The sequence below is a fragment of the Litorihabitans aurantiacus genome (genome assembly GCF_030161595.1).
GTDB lineage: Bacteria > Actinomycetota > Actinomycetes > Actinomycetales > Beutenbergiaceae > Litorihabitans > Litorihabitans aurantiacus.
In genome coordinates, this window is record NZ_BSUM01000001.1 from 2,490,524 (window position 1) to 2,504,692 (window position 14,169).

Here is a 14,169-nt window from a genome sequence, read left to right on the forward strand (position 1 = left end):
TGGAACCCGCTCGGGCGCGTGCCGTCTCCGGGCGCACCCAGGGTCAAACGTCGCCGGCGCCGCGGGGGTTCCCGGCTGCGCTCAGCCGCCGTAGACGTGCGGCGCGAGCACCGCGACGAACGGCAGCTGGCGGTAGCGCTCGGCGTAGTCCAGGCCGTAGCCGACGACGAACTCGTTCGCGATGTCGAAACCGAGGTAGCGCACGTCCACCTCGACCTTCGCGGCCTCGGGCTTGCGCAGCAGCGTGGCGATCTCGAGCGAGGCCGGCCCGCGCGAGCGCAGGTTCTCGATGAGCCACGAGAGCGTCAGACCGGAGTCGATGATGTCCTCGACGATGAGCACGTGCCGACCGGTGAGGTCGGTGTCCAGGTCCTTGAGGATGCGCACGACGCCGGAGCTCTTCGTGCCCTTGCCGTAGGAGGACACCGCCATCCAGTCCATCGAGACGTCGCTGCGCAGGTGCCGCATGAGGTCCGACATCACCATCGCCGCACCCTTGAGCACGCCGATCAGCAGCACCTCCTGCCCGGCGTAGTCCTCGTCGATCCGCGCGGCCATCTCCGACAGGCGCTGCCGGATCTGCTCCTCGCTGACGACGACGTTCACGAGGTCGCCGCCGACCTCCGGGTAGTTCCAGGCCTGTGTGCTCACGGGTCCAGCGTTCCACATCCGCCGTCGCCGCCACGCCCGGGCGGGCGCTGCCGCGACGTCCGGGGCGCGAGGGTGAGCACGCCGTCGACCCGCACGACGCGGCGCCCGCCCGGGACGTCGACGCCGCGCTGCCCGCGCCACGCCGTCACGAGCGCCGCGACGGCGTCCAGGTGCACCGCACCCAGGTCGCCCGCCGGCACACCCTCCGCCAGCAGCCAGGCGCGCAGCGCGCGGGGCAGCAGCGCGGCGTGTGCGCTCGCCAGCGTTGCGACGGCGGGTCCCGACGGCGTCCGCGCCTCGGCCAGGAGGTCGGCGGCCAGGCGGTCGAGCAGGTCGGCGTCGCGCGCCAGCTGCCCGGCCGTCCGCACCAGCGCGGGCACGGGGTCGACGCCGAGCGCCGCGCCCAGCGCCGGCAGCGCGCGGTGGCGGACGGCGCTGCGCGGCAGCGCCTGCCCGGCGGCGGTCGTCTGCGGGCCGTCGACGGCGTTGCCCGGGTCCTCCCACCACGTCAGGTCCTGCGCCAGGCACGCCGCGCGCAGGTCGGCCCGCCGCAGCCCCAGCAGCGGTCGACCGAGGACATCGCGCCGCTCAGGCATCCCGGCGAGCGAGCGGGCGCCGCTGCCGCGGGCGAGCCGGAGCAGCACCGTCTCGGCCTGGTCGTCGGCGGTGTGGCCCAGGAGGACCGCGACGGCGCCGGTGCGCGCCGCGACGTCGTCGAACGCCACGTGCCTCACCTCGCGGGCCCGGCCCTCGAGCCCGCCGCGCCGGGGCACCGCGACCCGCTCCACGCACACCGGGTCGAGACCCAGGTCGCGGCACGCGCGGGCGGCCCGTTCGGCGACCGCGTCCGACCCGGTCGCGAGGGCGTGGTCGACGACGACGGCGCCCGCCCGCAGCCCGAGCCGCGGCGCCACGAACGCCGTCGCCGCCGCGAGCGCGAGGGAGTCCGCGCCGCCGGAGCAGGCGACCAGGACGAGGGGCGCTGCGCCGTCGGACGCGAGCGGCGCGAGGTGCTCGCGGACCGCGAGGCGCGCCCGCGCCACCGCCGGGTCGGGGCCGGTCACCCGTGCACGCGTGCGACCCAGGCGGCCGGGTCGGCGATCTCGTCGGCGGTGGGGAGTCGCTCGGGCCCCGCCCAGACGGCGTTCAGCCCCTCGTGCCCGACGGCACCGAGCACGCCGCGCACGAACGCGGCACCCGTGCGGTACTGGGCGAGCTTCGCGTCCATGCCGAGGAGGCGGCGCACCAGCACCGAGGCCCACGTGCGCTCGTCCCGGCGCTTCTCGAACCCGGCGCGGATGCGCGCGACGCTCGGGATCGCCGTCGGCCCCACCTCGTCCATGACGACGTCGGCGTGCCCCTCGAGGAGCGACATGACCGCGACGGCGTCGGCCAGGGCCTCCCGCTGGGGCGGTTCGAGCACGGACTCGAGGACGCCGGGGACGGCGCTGACGGCGCCCGCTCGACCTCGGACGGCCCGTCGGGCGGGGCGGGCGACGGGGGCGGGGGCGTCCTCGCCGTCCGCGTCGCCGTCGACCGGCTCCATGACCCGCGCGAGCGCTGCGCGCAGGTGGTCGGCGAGCCACGGGGCGGCCGCGAACTGCACGGCGTGCGTCTGCTCGTGCAGGCAGACCCAGAGGTGGAAGTCGGTCGGATCGGCGTCGAGCTGGCGCTGCACGGTGAGGATGTTCGGCGCCACGAGCAGCAGGCGCCCCGCACCGGTCCCGTCGGGGCGCCCCTGTGCGTACGGGTCGAACTGGCCCAGGACGCGCGTGCCCAGCAGCGCGAGCACCACCCCCAGCTGCTCCCCCGCCACGCGCGCGGCTCCGGGCAGCCGCGGCGGCGGCAGGACGCCGTCGGTCAGGCTCGCGAACGTCTCGGTCGCGGCGGCGGCCCAGCGCGCCCGGTCGACGACGAGCGGGGGCCGGTCACCCGCGGCGGCGGACGCCTCGTGCAGCCCGGTGACGCCGGCCACGAGCGGGGGCGCCTGCGCGGCCGCCCGGCGGAGGGAGGCGACGAGAGCGGCGGCACCGGTGCGGTCGACCGGCGGACCGGCGGGGACCACGCTCGCGGCGCGCGCCGCCGCGGCGCGCCAGTCGATCGGCGAGGTCATCGCTCCACCCTAGGCCGGTGGGGCGCCGTCGGCCCGGAAGGAGTAGCGCCGTCAGCCCGAACCCGGCCACCCCCGGCCTGGCCCGTTCTGCGCCGACGCCCCTCGCTCACAGCGGCTGCGTCTCGCTCACAGCGGCTGGTGGCGCTGCCGGACGCGCGCGCCGAACGTCGTCGCAGGTCAGGGCGCCGCGCCGCCGGGACGGCTGCGGCCAGCCGCTGTGGGCGAGGCCTCAGCCGCTGAGAGCGAGGATCCCGAGGGCGGTCGCGTCCGGTCGACCGCGGTACGGATGCCCTCGTCGCCGCCGCCCCGGTCGGCGATCAGCCGTCCGAGCAGCCGCAGGCCGTCAGCGTGCGCACCCAGGCGTCGATCTCGAGCCGGGCCTGGTAGCTGCCGGCGGGCGGGACGGCGTCGGCCATCACCGCGAACGCGACCGCCCGGCCGTCGGCCGTCACGGTGTAGCCGGCGAGGCTCACGACGCCGGGCAGGGTGCCGGTCTTGGCGCGCACCAGACCGTCGTCGAGCGTGCGGTTGGCGAGCGTGCCCTCGAGGCCCGCCACGGGCAGCGACGTCGTCAGCGGCCGCAGCGCGTCGTCGGTCGCCGCCAGCACGAGGAGGTCGGTGAGCAGCCGGGGCGAGATGCGGTTGGCCGAGGAGAGCCCCGAGGCGTCCGACAGCGCGGTGCCCGACACGTCGAGGCCGAGGTTCGCGAGGGTGTCGAGGATCGCCGTCGTGGCGCCCTCGAACGTGGCCGGCTGCCCGGCGGCGACCGCCACGAGTCGGCCGAGGACCTCGGTGAGCGTGTTGTCGGAGTCCGCCATCGCCAGGTCGACGATCTCGCCGATCGTGGCGGAGTCGACGCGCGCGAGCTCGACGGACCCGTCACCGGCGCTCCCCCGCGACGGTCCCTCGCGCACCTCGACACCCCGCTCGGCCAACGCCTGCGCGAACGTCTGCGCCGCGGCCCCCGCGGGGTCGCCGTCGCGCGCCTCGCGCCCCGGGATGAGCCCGACGTCGACGCCGAGCGGGTGCACCGGTGCGACGAATCCGCCCGTGAGGTCGATCGAGGACCAGCCGGGCGCCTGGCCCGGACCCGAGAAGAGCGTGTCGTCGACCGCCAGCGTGACGGAGGCGACACCGCGCTGCGCCAGGGCGGCAGCGGTCGCGTCCGCGAGGTCGCCGAGGCCGGCGCGGCCCACGACGGCGGTCGGGTCCCCCGCACCGGCGGCGAGCGCGATGTCACCGCCGCCGACGAGCACGAGGCCGTCGGCGCCGTCGAGCCGCACCGTGGTCGGCAGCGTCGAGGCGAGGTCGAGCGTGGCGACGGCGGCCGCCGCGGTGAGGACCTTGGTGGTGGAGGCGGGCAGCCGCGCCAGGTCGGGGTCGGCGGCGACCACGTCCTGGCCCGTCGCGACGTCCACGACCAGCACCCCCGGGGGCGCGCCGACCTCCGGGGCGGTGCGCAGCTCCGTCAGCGCGCCGTCGAGCGAGGCGGCCGCGGGGACGGGGGCGGCGCCGTCGAGCGCCGGGAGCACGAGCGGCACCGCGACACCGGCGGGCGGCGACGGCGTGGGGAACGGTTCGGGCGGCGGCGGCGCCGGCTGGGTGGTGAGGGGCCCGGGAACGAGATCGGCGGCGTCGGCGCTCGCGTACCCGAGTCCCAGCGCACCCACCGCGACGGCGGCGATCACGACGGCGCGGCGCCTGCCCACCCGCATCTCCTCCTGCTCGTCCACCGGCATCACCACCGGTGCTCCCGAAAGCCCGACGCCCGCGCGGTGCACGAGTCGCGCCGCGTACGTCAGACTGTCCCCACAGTAGTCACGCAGTCACGACGGGCGCCCGCGGGGGCCGACGAGCAGATTTGAGGTCATGCGGTGAAGTTCGACGTCACGATCGAGATCCCCAAGGGTCACCGGAACAAGTACGAGGTCGACCACGTCTCCGGGCGCATCCGCCTGGACCGCATGCTCTTCACCTCCACGCGCTACCCGGACGACTACGGGTTCATCGAGGGCACCCTCGGCGAGGACGGCGACCCGCTGGACGCGCTCGTGCTGCTCGAGGAGCCGACGTTCCCGGGCTGCCTCATCGAGTGCCGTGCGCTGGGGATGTTCCGCATGCGCGACGAGGCCGGCGGCGACGACAAGGTGCTGTGCGTGCCGGTCGGCGACCAGCGCGCCAGCTGGCGCGACGACATCGACGACGTCTCGGAGTTCCACCGCCTCGAGATCCAGCACTTCTTCGAGGTCTACAAGGACCTCGAGCCCGGCAAGTCCGTCGAGGGTGCGCACTGGGTGGGCCGCGAGGAGGCCGAGGCGGAGATCGTCCGCTCCGTGCAGCGCGCGAAGGACGCCGGACTGCACCACGCGCACGGCGCCAACGAGCCGCACTGACCCGCCCCGCGCACGACGACGGGCCCCGCTCCTGCTGGAGCGGGGCCCGTCGTCGTCTGTCCGCGAGGTCTCTGTGGGCGTCCGCGAGAGACTTCCGGGCGTCCGCGAGAGACTTCCGGGGCGGTCAGCCCGCGTGCTTCTGGACGAGCCCGCCGATCTTCGGCAGCGCGCCGGTCAGCACCTTCGTGAGCTGCGGCTTGAACTTCTCGTACATCGAGCGCTGGTTGCCGCTGCCGACCTCCCCCTCGATCGCGGCGAGCACCGCGTCCCGCACCTCGCCGGAGTGGAGCGCGACGTAGCCGGCGAAGTCGCCCCCGCCCTCGGCCCGGTGGCGCTCCCAGAAGGGGGCGAGGGCGTCGGCGAGCGTGCCGAGGTACGCGTTCGCACCGCGCTCGACCACGTCGGGCCGGCGCGCCTTGGCCGCCTTCACAGCCGTCTTGGCAGCGATCCCGGTCAGGCCGCTCATCCCGGCGATCTCCGCCTCGATCAGCGCGGCGAGGTCGGCGACGGCGGCGGGCTTGGTCTCGGGCGCGGTGAGCGTCTCGCGAAGGGTCGTCATGCCCTCGATGCTAGGCGGCTCCGCGCGCACGTCCGCACGACGGCGGGTCGTGCGTCAGGAGACGCGGCCGTAGCCGAGCAGGTTCGAGTAGTAGATCTTGTCGTGCGCGATGCCGGTCCTCGGGTTCGCGGCGTGGACCTTCATCCCCGGCCCCGTGTACATCGCGACGTGGTAGATCCCGCTCTGGCGTCCGTTGTTGGACCAGAAGATCAGGTCGCCGGGCTGGAGCTCGCTCTCGCTGATGCGGGCGGTCGCGGTCCACTGGTCCCGCGAGACGCGCGGCAGGGTGATCCCGGCCTGGGCCCAGGCGAACTTCGTCAGGCTCGAGCAGTCGTAGGCGCTGGGCCCGTTCGCGCCGAGCCGGTAGGTCAGACCGACCTTCGTCAACGCCGCGTTCACGGCCACCTGACCCTTCGAGGTCGCCGGCGGGGCCGGGGGCGGCGGGGGCGTCGGCGCGGGGGGAGGGGTCGGAGCCGGCGCGGGAGGGGGCGTCGGGGTGGGTGCCGGCGGAGCGGGCGCAGGTGCCGGCGGGGCCGGAGCAGGCGCCGGCGGGGCCGGGGCGGGTGCCGGCGTCGACGGAGCCGGCGCGGGGGCGGGTGCCGACGGGGCCGGTGCGGGTGCGGAGGGAGCCGGAGCAGACGGCGCGGGGGCCGCCGGTGCGCTCGGAGCGGGGGCGGTCGGAGCCGTCGTCGCGGCGGGCGCGGGCGTCGCCGCCGCGCGTGCCGCCTCGGCGGCCGCGAGCCGGTCGCGCGCCTCCTGCTCCTGGGCGGCCCGGCGCTGGGCCTCGAGCTCGTCCTGGTAGGCCCGCTCGAGCTCGGCGCTGTGGCCCCGCAGGACGGCGAGCTCGTTGATCGCGCCGTCGACGATCGCCGTCGTGCTCACCTGCTGCGCCTCGGCGTCGGCCTGCGCGGACTCGGCCTCGGCCAGCGCGTCGCTCGCCGCGTCCTCGCGGGTGGTCAGCGTCTCCTGGGCCGTCCCGGCGCGGGTCGCGGCGACGTCGGCGTTCGCCTGCGCCTCCTGCGCCGTGAGCACCGAGTCGCCGGCGGCACCCGTGGCGACCGACAGCGCGGCGGAACGGCGGAGCACGTCACCGAACTCGTCAGCCCCGAGGAAGACGCGCGCCTGCTGCGCGACGCCGCCGCCGTTGCGGTAGCTGGCCAGCGCGACGGAGGCGAGGTCGTCGCTCGCGGCGTCGGCGATCTCCTGCGCGGTGGCCGCCTCGACGTCGGCGTCGGCCTTCGCGACCCGGGCGGTCTCCGCGGCAGCCTCGGCAGCCAGGTAGCTCTCCCCGGCGAACGCCGCGGCGACCTGCGCATCCTCGAGTGCCACGTTGGCGGCGACGAGGTCCGCCTCGAGCACGCTCACCCGGTCGGCCTGCGCGTCGACGTCGGCGCGCGCCTGGGCCCGCTCGGCGTCGGACGGGACAGGGGTGGCGGCGGCGGGGACGAGCGCCGAGGTCAGACCGACCAGCACGACGGCGATCGCTCCGGCGACCGCGCTCGACGAGGGAAGGGCGACGACGCGGGTGCGACGGCGGGGCTGGGTCATCGAGCTTTCCTCCGGTGTCCGGCGTGCCGCATTGACGTGACGGACACAGGTTCAGGCTCGACCTTAACCTGACAATGAGGAGACGCCAACCCCGCGCGTCAAGGCGACACGCCGTCGAGGCCCCCTCCAAAAACTACACCGGTGTCATTCGCCGTCGCCCCCGCGGGCCGCGCCGGACACCGCACCAGCCGCCGGATCCGGGATGTGAGACCGCCCCCGACCCCCGCACCTCCCGGGCCGGCTCACCCTATGGTCGTCGCACCTCGCCCACCCGCCGGACCGACGAAGGAGACACCGTGAGCAGCACCTGGTCGTTCGAGACCCGTCAGATCCACGCCGGGCAGGAGCCCGACGCCGCCACCGGGGCGCGCGCCCTTCCGATCTACCAGACGACGTCGTTCGTCTTCGACTCGGCGGAGCAGGCGGCCGCACGCTTCGCGCTCGCCGAGCTCGGACCGATCTACAGCCGCATCAACAACCCGACGCAGGAGGCGGTCGAGAACCGGATCGCCTCGCTCGAGGGCGGCGTGGGGGCACTGCTCGTCGCCTCCGGCCAGGCCGCGGAGACCCTCGCGATCCTCAACGTCGCCGAGGCCGGCGACCACGTCGTCGCGAGCTCCTCGCTCTACGGCGGCACCTACAACCTCCTGCACCACACGCTGCCGAGGTTCGGCGTCGAGACGACCTTCGTGGCCGACCCGCACGACCCGCAGCAGTGGCGCGACGCCGTGCGCCCGAACACCAAGGCGTTCTTCGGCGAGACGATCCCCAACCCGCGCTCCGACATCCTCGACATCGAGGCGGTCGCCGCCGTCGCGCACGAGGCCGGCGTGCCCCTGATCGTCGACAACACGGTCGCGACGCCCTACCTGATCAACCCGCTGGCGTGGGGCGCCGACGTCGTCGTCCACTCCGCCACCAAGTACCTCGGAGGCCACGGCACGGCCATCGGCGGCGTGATCGTCGACGGCGGCACGTTCGACTACGCGGCGCACCCGGACCGCTTCCCGACCTTCAACCGGCCCGACCCGAGCTACCACGGCCTCGTGTTTGCCCGCGACCTCGGCGAGGGCGGCGCGTTCGGCGTCAACCTCTCCTTCATCCTCAAGGCGCGCGTCCAGCTCCTGCGCGACCTCGGTGCCGCGACGAGCCCGTTCAACGCCTTCCTCATCGCGCAGGGCATCGAGACCCTGTCGCTGCGGGTCGAGCGGCACGTCGAGAACGCGGAGAAGGTGGCGCGGTGGCTCGAGTCGCGCTCCGACGTCGTCGGCGTGCACTACGCCGGCCTGGAGTCCTCCCCTGGCACGCCAACCAGGTGAAGTACGCGCCGAGGGGCGCGGGTGCCGTGCTCGCGTTCGAGCTCGACGGCGGAGCCGCCGCCGGCCAGGCGTTCGTCTCGGCGCTGCAGCTGCACTCCAACGTCGCCAACATCGGCGACGTCCGCTCGCTCGTCATCCACCCCGCCTCGACGACGCACAGCCAGCTCACCCCGGTCGAGCAGCTCTCCTCCGGCGTCACGCCGGGACTGGTGCGCCTCGCCGTCGGGCTCGAGCACGTCGACGACATCCTGGCCGACCTCGAGCTCGGGTTCGCGGCCGCCGCGGCGGTGTCGACGGCGGCGGTGTCGGCGTCGTCGGACGAGGCGTCGGTGCCCGTCTGACGGGCGCCGCCCCGACCACGCCCCGACGACGCGACAGGAGCCCGACCGATGCATCCCCCGTACGATCACCGGGTGACTGCCGGCGACCGCCCCGACCCGCGCCCCCGCATCGCACCCTCGGCGCGCGGTCAGGTGCGACCGGAGCGCGGCGACGGCGCGTCCCCCACGCCCGCGAGCGCGGCGTGGCGTCCCGGGCAGCCGGTCGGCGGGCGTCGCTTCGTCGACGTCGGCGACCTCGATCTCGAGGCCGGCGGCACGCTGCCGGGCGTCCGGATGGCGTACGAGACGTGGGGCACGCTGAACGCCGAGCGCGACAACGCCGTCCTCGTGCTGCACGCCCTCACCGGGGACTCGCACGTGCTGGGCGAGGCCGGCGAGGGGCACCTCACGGCCGGCTGGTGGTCGGAGATGGTCGGGCCCGGACGGCCGATCGACACCAACCGCTACTACGTCGTCGCACCGAACGTGCTCGGCGGCTGCCAGGGAAGCACGGGAGCGTCCTCGCCGTCCCCGGACGGCACCCCCTGGGGCTCCCGCTTCCCCGCGCTCACCGCGCGCGACCAGGTCGCGGCCGAGGTGCGCCTCAGCGACGCGCTGGGCGTGCCGACCTGGGCGTTCGTCATCGGTGCGTCGATGGGCGGGCACCGCGTCCTGGAGTGGGCGGTCGCGCAGCCCGACCGGGTGCGGGCGTTCGCCGCGATCGCGACGGCGGCCCAGACGACCGGCGACCAGATCGCGTGGCTGCACGCGCAGCTCGGCGCGATCGAGGCCGACCCCGCCTACCGCGGCGGCGACTACCACGACGCCGCCGACGGCGAGGGTCCGCACGTCGGCCTCTCGCTCGCCCGCCAGATCGCCCACACGACCTACCGCTCCGCGCGCGAGCTGGACACCCGGTTCGGGCGGATCCCGCAGCGCGCGGAGAACCCGCTGGACGGCTCGGGGCGCTTCGCCGTGCAGTCCTACCTCGACCACCACGGGGCGAAGCTCGCCCGCCGTTTCGACGCCGGCTCCTACGTCACGCTGACGCGCTCGATGATCACGCACGACCTCGGGCGGGACCGGGGCGGGGTCGCCGCGGCACTGGCCGGGGTCACCGCGCGGGGGCTGGTCATCGCCGTCGACAGCGACCGTCTCTTCCTCCCTGCGCACTCGGCGCAGATCGCGCGCGGCCTCGCCGTCGCGGACCTGCACGTCATCCACTCCGACCACGGGCACGACGGCTTTCTCATCGAGTTCGACGTGCTGGGGCCGATCGTGGCGGCTTTCCTGGGTGAGGTCGCCCCGGTGGTGCGCCGGGGCTGAGGCTTCCGCCTCAGAGCAGGGGCAGGTGGGACCCGAGCTCGGGCAGCCCCTCCGCGAGGTCGCCCGGGCGCAGCGCCCGACCGCGGTCGGCCCACGCCGTGCGCCCCGTGGCGAGCCGCACCCAGTCGCGCTCGTCCAGCACCTCGAGGTGGTCGACGCCGCTGCGCTCGCGCAGCACCTCGAACAGCGCGCGCGAGACGATCGTGCGCGCCGTCGGGTCGACCAGGCCCACCGACGGCACGGAGCGCGAGAGGTCGTCCGCGTGCACCACGAGCTCGACGAGCCGGGTCAGCACGAGGGCGTCCAGCGGGACGACCCCGCGACGGGTGCGCACCAGGTCGGTGCCGGCGGCGCGCAGCCGCGCGAGATCGGCGACGGCGCGCTCCCCTTCTCCTCGATCGCTCCCAGTGGGTCCTCCCGCTCGGAGCGGGCACGGCGCACCGCACCCGCCTCGATACCCTCGGCGTCGTCGGCGTAGCTCGCGAGGTAGCTGGCCAGGTCGTGGCGCGGCGCCGGACCGGCCTCGGGCTCCACCACCGGCGTCGCACCGCTGAGCACGGCCACGGCCTGACCGACGTGGGCCGCGAGATCGCGCACGCGCCACCCGGGGAGCACCGAGGGGGCGTCCAGGGCCTCGCCGTCGAGCTCCTGCAGCCACGCCACGACGGCGTCCCACTGCTCGGCGAGGTCGGCGTCCAGGCGCCGGGGGTCGATCGAGGTGTCGTCGGCGCCGTCGCTCATGCGGGTGAGCCTAGTGCGGGGGCGTGGAGCGGGACCTGGGCGAGCACGGGGTGCGGAGCGCGCCTCGTCCGGAAGCTGCTGGCGCGGCGAGACCGCCGGTTCGACGCGGGCGCCGCGTCACGACGACGAGTCACGGTTCATCGGCCTGTCGCACCGCTGTTGTCGGAAGGCGGAACGCCATGACGACGGCGGCCCCCGGCATCCTGATGGGCGGCCGGGCCGCTCCACGATGTTCCCAGGGCCTTCCGCTCGCGCTCGCAGTCGAGTAGAATCGAACACATGTACACCGGGGGTGGTCGTGAGGCGGGCGGGGCGGACGCGTCGCGCTTGGCTACGGATGCCTCCGGGGTCGCGGCTGTCGGGGGCGAGGTCGAGGCGGACCTCGCGCCGTTGCGGGGTGACCTGTTGCCGGAGGAGTCGTGTGCGGCGCTGGGGCCGGAGTTCGATCTGGGGTTGATGCCTGGTGCAGTGCAGCGTGCGGCGCTGGAACGGCTGGACGGTCTCGCCCTGGCGGGTGGTGGTGGCCTGAGTGACGGTGAGGTGCTCGAGGTCGTGGCGGCGTGGTCGCGGCAGGTGGCGGCTGCTGAGGCGCGGGTGCGGGCGTGGGCGGCGGTGCTGGCGGACCGGTCCTCCATGACGCCGCAGTGGCGCACGCTCACGGGTCGGCGCACCGAGGTCGCGGCGGACGAGATCGGGTTCCGGCTGGGGGTCTCGCGTCGTCGGGGGCAGCAGCTGATCGATGAGGGGCGCTGCCTGGGCGGGGTTCTGGCGCCGGTGGAGGAGGAACTCACGGCGGGTCGTATCGATGCGGGCAAGGCCGCGATCATGGTCGAGGCGCTGGCCGAGCAGGAGGCACACGTGGCCGCGGCCGTGTGTGAGCAGGTCCTGCCCGCCGCCCCGGTGCTGGATCATGCGGGGCTGCGTCGTCGGGTGCAGCAGGAGATCGTGCGGGTCGCCCCCGATGAGGCCGGCGTGCGGCACGAGCGGGCCGTGGCGAGGCGTCGGGTGAACCGGGTGCGGGTGCTGCCCGACGGGATGGCGTCGTTCTCGGCCGTGCTGGCCGCACCGGACGCGGTCGCGCTGGAGCAGGTCTGCGAGAGCGCCGCACGCGCCGCGCGTACGGGTGGTGACGGGCGCACGCTGGAGCAGCTGCGCGCCGACGCCCTCGCCGGTATGGCCACCACCGCCCTCGACCAGGGCCACGCCACCCTCCTGCCACCCACCATGCTCAGCCGCGCCGGCCGCCCCAACCACACCGGCCGCGCCGGCCGTGCCGGCCGTCCGACAGCGTCCCCCGCTCCTGTACTCGGGCGCGACGAGCCCGCCCCGGTCGCGCCGTGCACGGTTCCGGTGTCGTTCTCGGGGCGCAGCGCCGGGTTGACGGTGATCGCGTCCGCCGAGGTCCAGCAGGGGCACGATCGCGCCACCACGCTGGCCACGGTCGCCGCCCACGACCTGTACACCTGGGAACCCGACCCGTGGGACACCGAACCCGACCTCGACGAACGAGGACCCGTCGAACCGCCGGAGCCCAGGAACAGGAACAGCACCGGGAGCGGGGACCGTCCGACGAGGCCACCGGTCCAGGACCTGGACCCGGGCTGCGATCCCTACGTCGACTGGTCACCGCCACCCGTGCTGCGCCCGGGTGTCGACGTTCCCGAGCTCGTCGGGTACGGCGCACTGAGCCCCGGGGTCGTGCGCGCCCTGCAGGGCACGGCCCGGTGGATCACGGTGGTCGAACCGGTCCACCCCGATGCTGACCCGCCACCACCCGTGGAGTCCTACCGCCCCAGCGCCGCCCTGGATCGTCATGTCCGCCTGCGCGATGTGACCTGCGTGGTCCCCGGCTGCCAGGTGCCCGCCGCACGCTGCGACCTCGACCACCACACTCCCTGGCCCACCGGCGCGACCGCGGCCGAGAACCTCCACGCCCTGTGCCGCCACCACCACCTCCTCAAGACCCACGCCGGCCACACACTCACCCTCGAGGCCGACGGCACCCGCCGCTGGCGAACCCCCACCGGCCAGACCCTGTGGCGAACGGTCGACGGCGCGGTCGGGCGCGGCGACGGGCCACCCTCGAACCCACCCAGCCGGTGGGGCAGGACCCGCGCCCTCCCGCGCCTGAGCGATGCCGAGGTCGAACGCCGCATCCGCGAGCTCGACGACGCCGAAACCGACGACCCCACCACCGACGACTTCGCTGTCGTCTAGTCCACGCCAGCCCGACGCGACCGAACCGCGCCCCGTCCTAGCCACGCCTCGCGGCCGGCAGCCCGCGCCCCAACGCCCACCGTCCGCGGCCCACACCTCGCCGCATGCCTCGCGGCTCGCGGCTCGCGGCTCGCGGCTCGCTTGAGGGGATTCGATCACGGCAGTTCCGCGCAGCCCCAACCGAAAGACCAGAGGTCGCCTCTCCACCCGCTCCGATCAACCAGCCGTCCTCCCGCATCCTGGTGGCCCGGTGCGGAGCGCCGGCAAGGGGTGGCGCCGGCACCGCGCGCGGAGCATGATTCCGCCATGACCGCGCAGACGTTCTCGAGCAAGGTGCACCAGACCGGCAACAACACGGGCATCGAGATCCCCGCGACCGTCGTCGAGGCGCTCGGGGCAGGTCGCCGGGCGCCGGTGGTCATCACCGTGAACGGCTACACCTACAGCTCGACGATCGGGGTGATGGGCGGACGCCATCTGGTGCCGCTGTCAGCGGCGCACCGGCGCGAGAGCGGCCTGGCGGGCGGCGACGCGATCGAGGTGACGATCACTCACGACGCCGCACCGCGCGAGGTCGAGGTGCCGCACGACCTCGCGGACGCGCTGGCGGCGGTCGACGGCGCGCGGGCCGCCTTCGACGCCCTCTCGCCCAGCCGGCGCAAGGCGCACGTCACCGCCGTTGAGGGCGCCAAGGCCGCGGCCACCCGCAGCCGGCGCATCGAGGCCGTGATCACCGCGCTCGAACGCTGAGCCCCACGAGCCAGGCCGTCGCCCTCACGTGCAACCCCGCGACGGCGGCCCGGCACACCTCTCCACGACCGCCCCGACGCGAGACCTCGTGACACGAGCGGGCCGGTCGCACCTGCCCCTGAACCTGCCCCAAGGACGCGCGACCACCCCGCCGCGCCCTGCGCACCCCGCCGTGCCCTTGACACCCCTCTCACGCACCTTCTAACGTGGAAAGACCAGCTGAAGCATATCT

General features: G+C 75.3%; 12 protein-coding genes and 1 pseudogene. 5 read left to right on the top strand and 8 right to left on the bottom strand.

Features of this window, described 5'->3' with window-relative positions; translation table 11 throughout:
* Positions 1–81: 81 nt before the first annotated feature.
* From hpt to dacB, 4 genes are all read right to left on the bottom strand, one after another.
* The gene (gene hpt / locus QQK22_RS11880) at positions 82–651 is read right to left on the bottom strand and encodes a hypoxanthine phosphoribosyltransferase (protein ID WP_284251141.1); all 570 of its coding nucleotides are present in this window, start codon (positions 649–651) and stop codon (positions 82–84) included.
* A complete protein-coding gene (gene tilS, locus QQK22_RS11885) occupies positions 648–1,715 on the bottom strand; it encodes a tRNA lysidine(34) synthetase TilS (RefSeq protein ID WP_284251143.1) in 1,068 nt (355 codons plus the stop codon). Before tilS ends, hpt begins: the two co-directional genes overlap by 4 nt.
* Positions 1,712–2,764 (bottom strand): zinc-dependent metalloprotease, encoded by a 1,053-nt coding sequence (locus tag QQK22_RS11890; RefSeq protein ID WP_284251145.1) that lies wholly within the window; start codon positions 2,762–2,764, stop codon positions 1,712–1,714. Before QQK22_RS11890 ends, tilS begins: the two co-directional genes overlap by 4 nt.
* A 317-nt stretch (positions 2,765–3,081) precedes the next feature.
* On the bottom strand, positions 3,082–4,503 hold the full coding sequence (gene dacB / locus QQK22_RS11895; protein ID WP_284252722.1) for a D-alanyl-D-alanine carboxypeptidase/D-alanyl-D-alanine endopeptidase: 1,422 nt from the start codon (positions 4,501–4,503) through the stop codon (positions 3,082–3,084).
* Between the two features lie 135 nt (positions 4,504–4,638).
* On the opposite strand from dacB, the gene QQK22_RS11900 reads away from it, so the two are divergent.
* The gene (locus QQK22_RS11900) at positions 4,639–5,157 is read left to right on the top strand and encodes an inorganic diphosphatase (RefSeq protein ID WP_284251146.1); all 519 of its coding nucleotides are present in this window, start codon (positions 4,639–4,641) and stop codon (positions 5,155–5,157) included.
* A 124-nt stretch (positions 5,158–5,281) separates the two neighbouring features.
* Here the strand turns inward: QQK22_RS11900 and QQK22_RS11905 are convergent, their stop codons facing one another.
* Positions 5,282–5,716, bottom strand: coding sequence for a DUF6918 family protein (locus QQK22_RS11905; protein WP_284251147.1), 435 nt, complete (start codon positions 5,714–5,716; stop codon positions 5,282–5,284).
* 54 nt (positions 5,717–5,770) lie between these two features.
* Positions 5,771–7,264, bottom strand: coding sequence for a C40 family peptidase (locus QQK22_RS11910; RefSeq protein WP_284251148.1), 1,494 nt, complete (start codon positions 7,262–7,264; stop codon positions 5,771–5,773).
* Between the two features lie 296 nt (positions 7,265–7,560).
* Between QQK22_RS11910 and QQK22_RS11915 the strand changes: the two are divergent.
* Both QQK22_RS11915 and metX read left to right on the top strand, forming a co-directional pair.
* Positions 7,561–8,924: pseudogene (locus QQK22_RS11915) on the top strand (bifunctional o-acetylhomoserine/o-acetylserine sulfhydrylase).
* A gap of 72 nt (positions 8,925–8,996) precedes the next feature.
* On the top strand, positions 8,997–10,229 hold the full coding sequence (metX, locus tag QQK22_RS11920) for a homoserine O-acetyltransferase MetX (protein ID WP_431310155.1): 1,233 nt from the start codon (positions 8,997–8,999) through the stop codon (positions 10,227–10,229).
* A 10-nt stretch (positions 10,230–10,239) separates the two neighbouring features.
* On the opposite strand, the gene QQK22_RS11925 is transcribed toward metX, so the two are convergent.
* A complete protein-coding gene (locus QQK22_RS11925) occupies positions 10,240–10,524 on the bottom strand; it encodes a hypothetical protein (RefSeq protein ID WP_284251149.1) in 285 nt (94 codons plus the stop codon).
* A complete protein-coding gene (locus QQK22_RS11930) occupies positions 10,518–10,970 on the bottom strand; it encodes a maleylpyruvate isomerase N-terminal domain-containing protein (RefSeq protein WP_284251150.1) in 453 nt (150 codons plus the stop codon). Before QQK22_RS11930 ends, QQK22_RS11925 begins: the two co-directional genes overlap by 7 nt.
* Before the next feature lie 456 nt (positions 10,971–11,426).
* On the opposite strand from QQK22_RS11930, the gene QQK22_RS11935 reads away from it, so the two are divergent.
* Positions 11,427–13,187 carry an HNH endonuclease signature motif containing protein gene (locus tag QQK22_RS11935; protein ID WP_284251151.1) on the top strand — a complete coding sequence of 587 codons (1,761 nt, stop codon included), beginning with the start codon at positions 11,427–11,429 and terminating at the stop codon, positions 13,185–13,187.
* Positions 13,188–13,493: 306 nt separating this feature from the next.
* A complete protein-coding gene (locus QQK22_RS11940; RefSeq protein WP_284251153.1) occupies positions 13,494–13,937 on the top strand; it encodes a YdeI/OmpD-associated family protein in 444 nt (147 codons plus the stop codon).
* Positions 13,938–14,169 lie beyond the last annotated feature (232 nt).

Coding starts and splice junctions, on each gene's coding strand:
- QQK22_RS11890 (WP_284251145.1), bottom strand. CDS start 2,764: ATGACCTCGCCGATCGACTGGCGCGCCGCGGCGGCGCGCGCCGCGAGC.
- dacB (WP_284252722.1), bottom strand. CDS start 4,503: ATGCCGGTGGACGAGCAGGAGGAGATGCGGGTGGGCAGGCGCCGCGCC.
- QQK22_RS11905 (WP_284251147.1), bottom strand. CDS start 5,716: ATGACGACCCTTCGCGAGACGCTCACCGCGCCCGAGACCAAGCCCGCC.
- QQK22_RS11910 (WP_284251148.1), bottom strand. CDS start 7,264: ATGACCCAGCCCCGCCGTCGCACCCGCGTCGTCGCCCTTCCCTCGTCG.
- QQK22_RS11930 (WP_284251150.1), bottom strand. CDS start 10,970: ATGAGCGACGGCGCCGACGACACCTCGATCGACCCCCGGCGCCTGGAC.
- QQK22_RS11935 (WP_284251151.1), top strand. CDS start 11,427: ATGCCTGGTGCAGTGCAGCGTGCGGCGCTGGAACGGCTGGACGGTCTC.
- QQK22_RS11940 (WP_284251153.1), top strand. CDS start 13,494: ATGACCGCGCAGACGTTCTCGAGCAAGGTGCACCAGACCGGCAACAAC.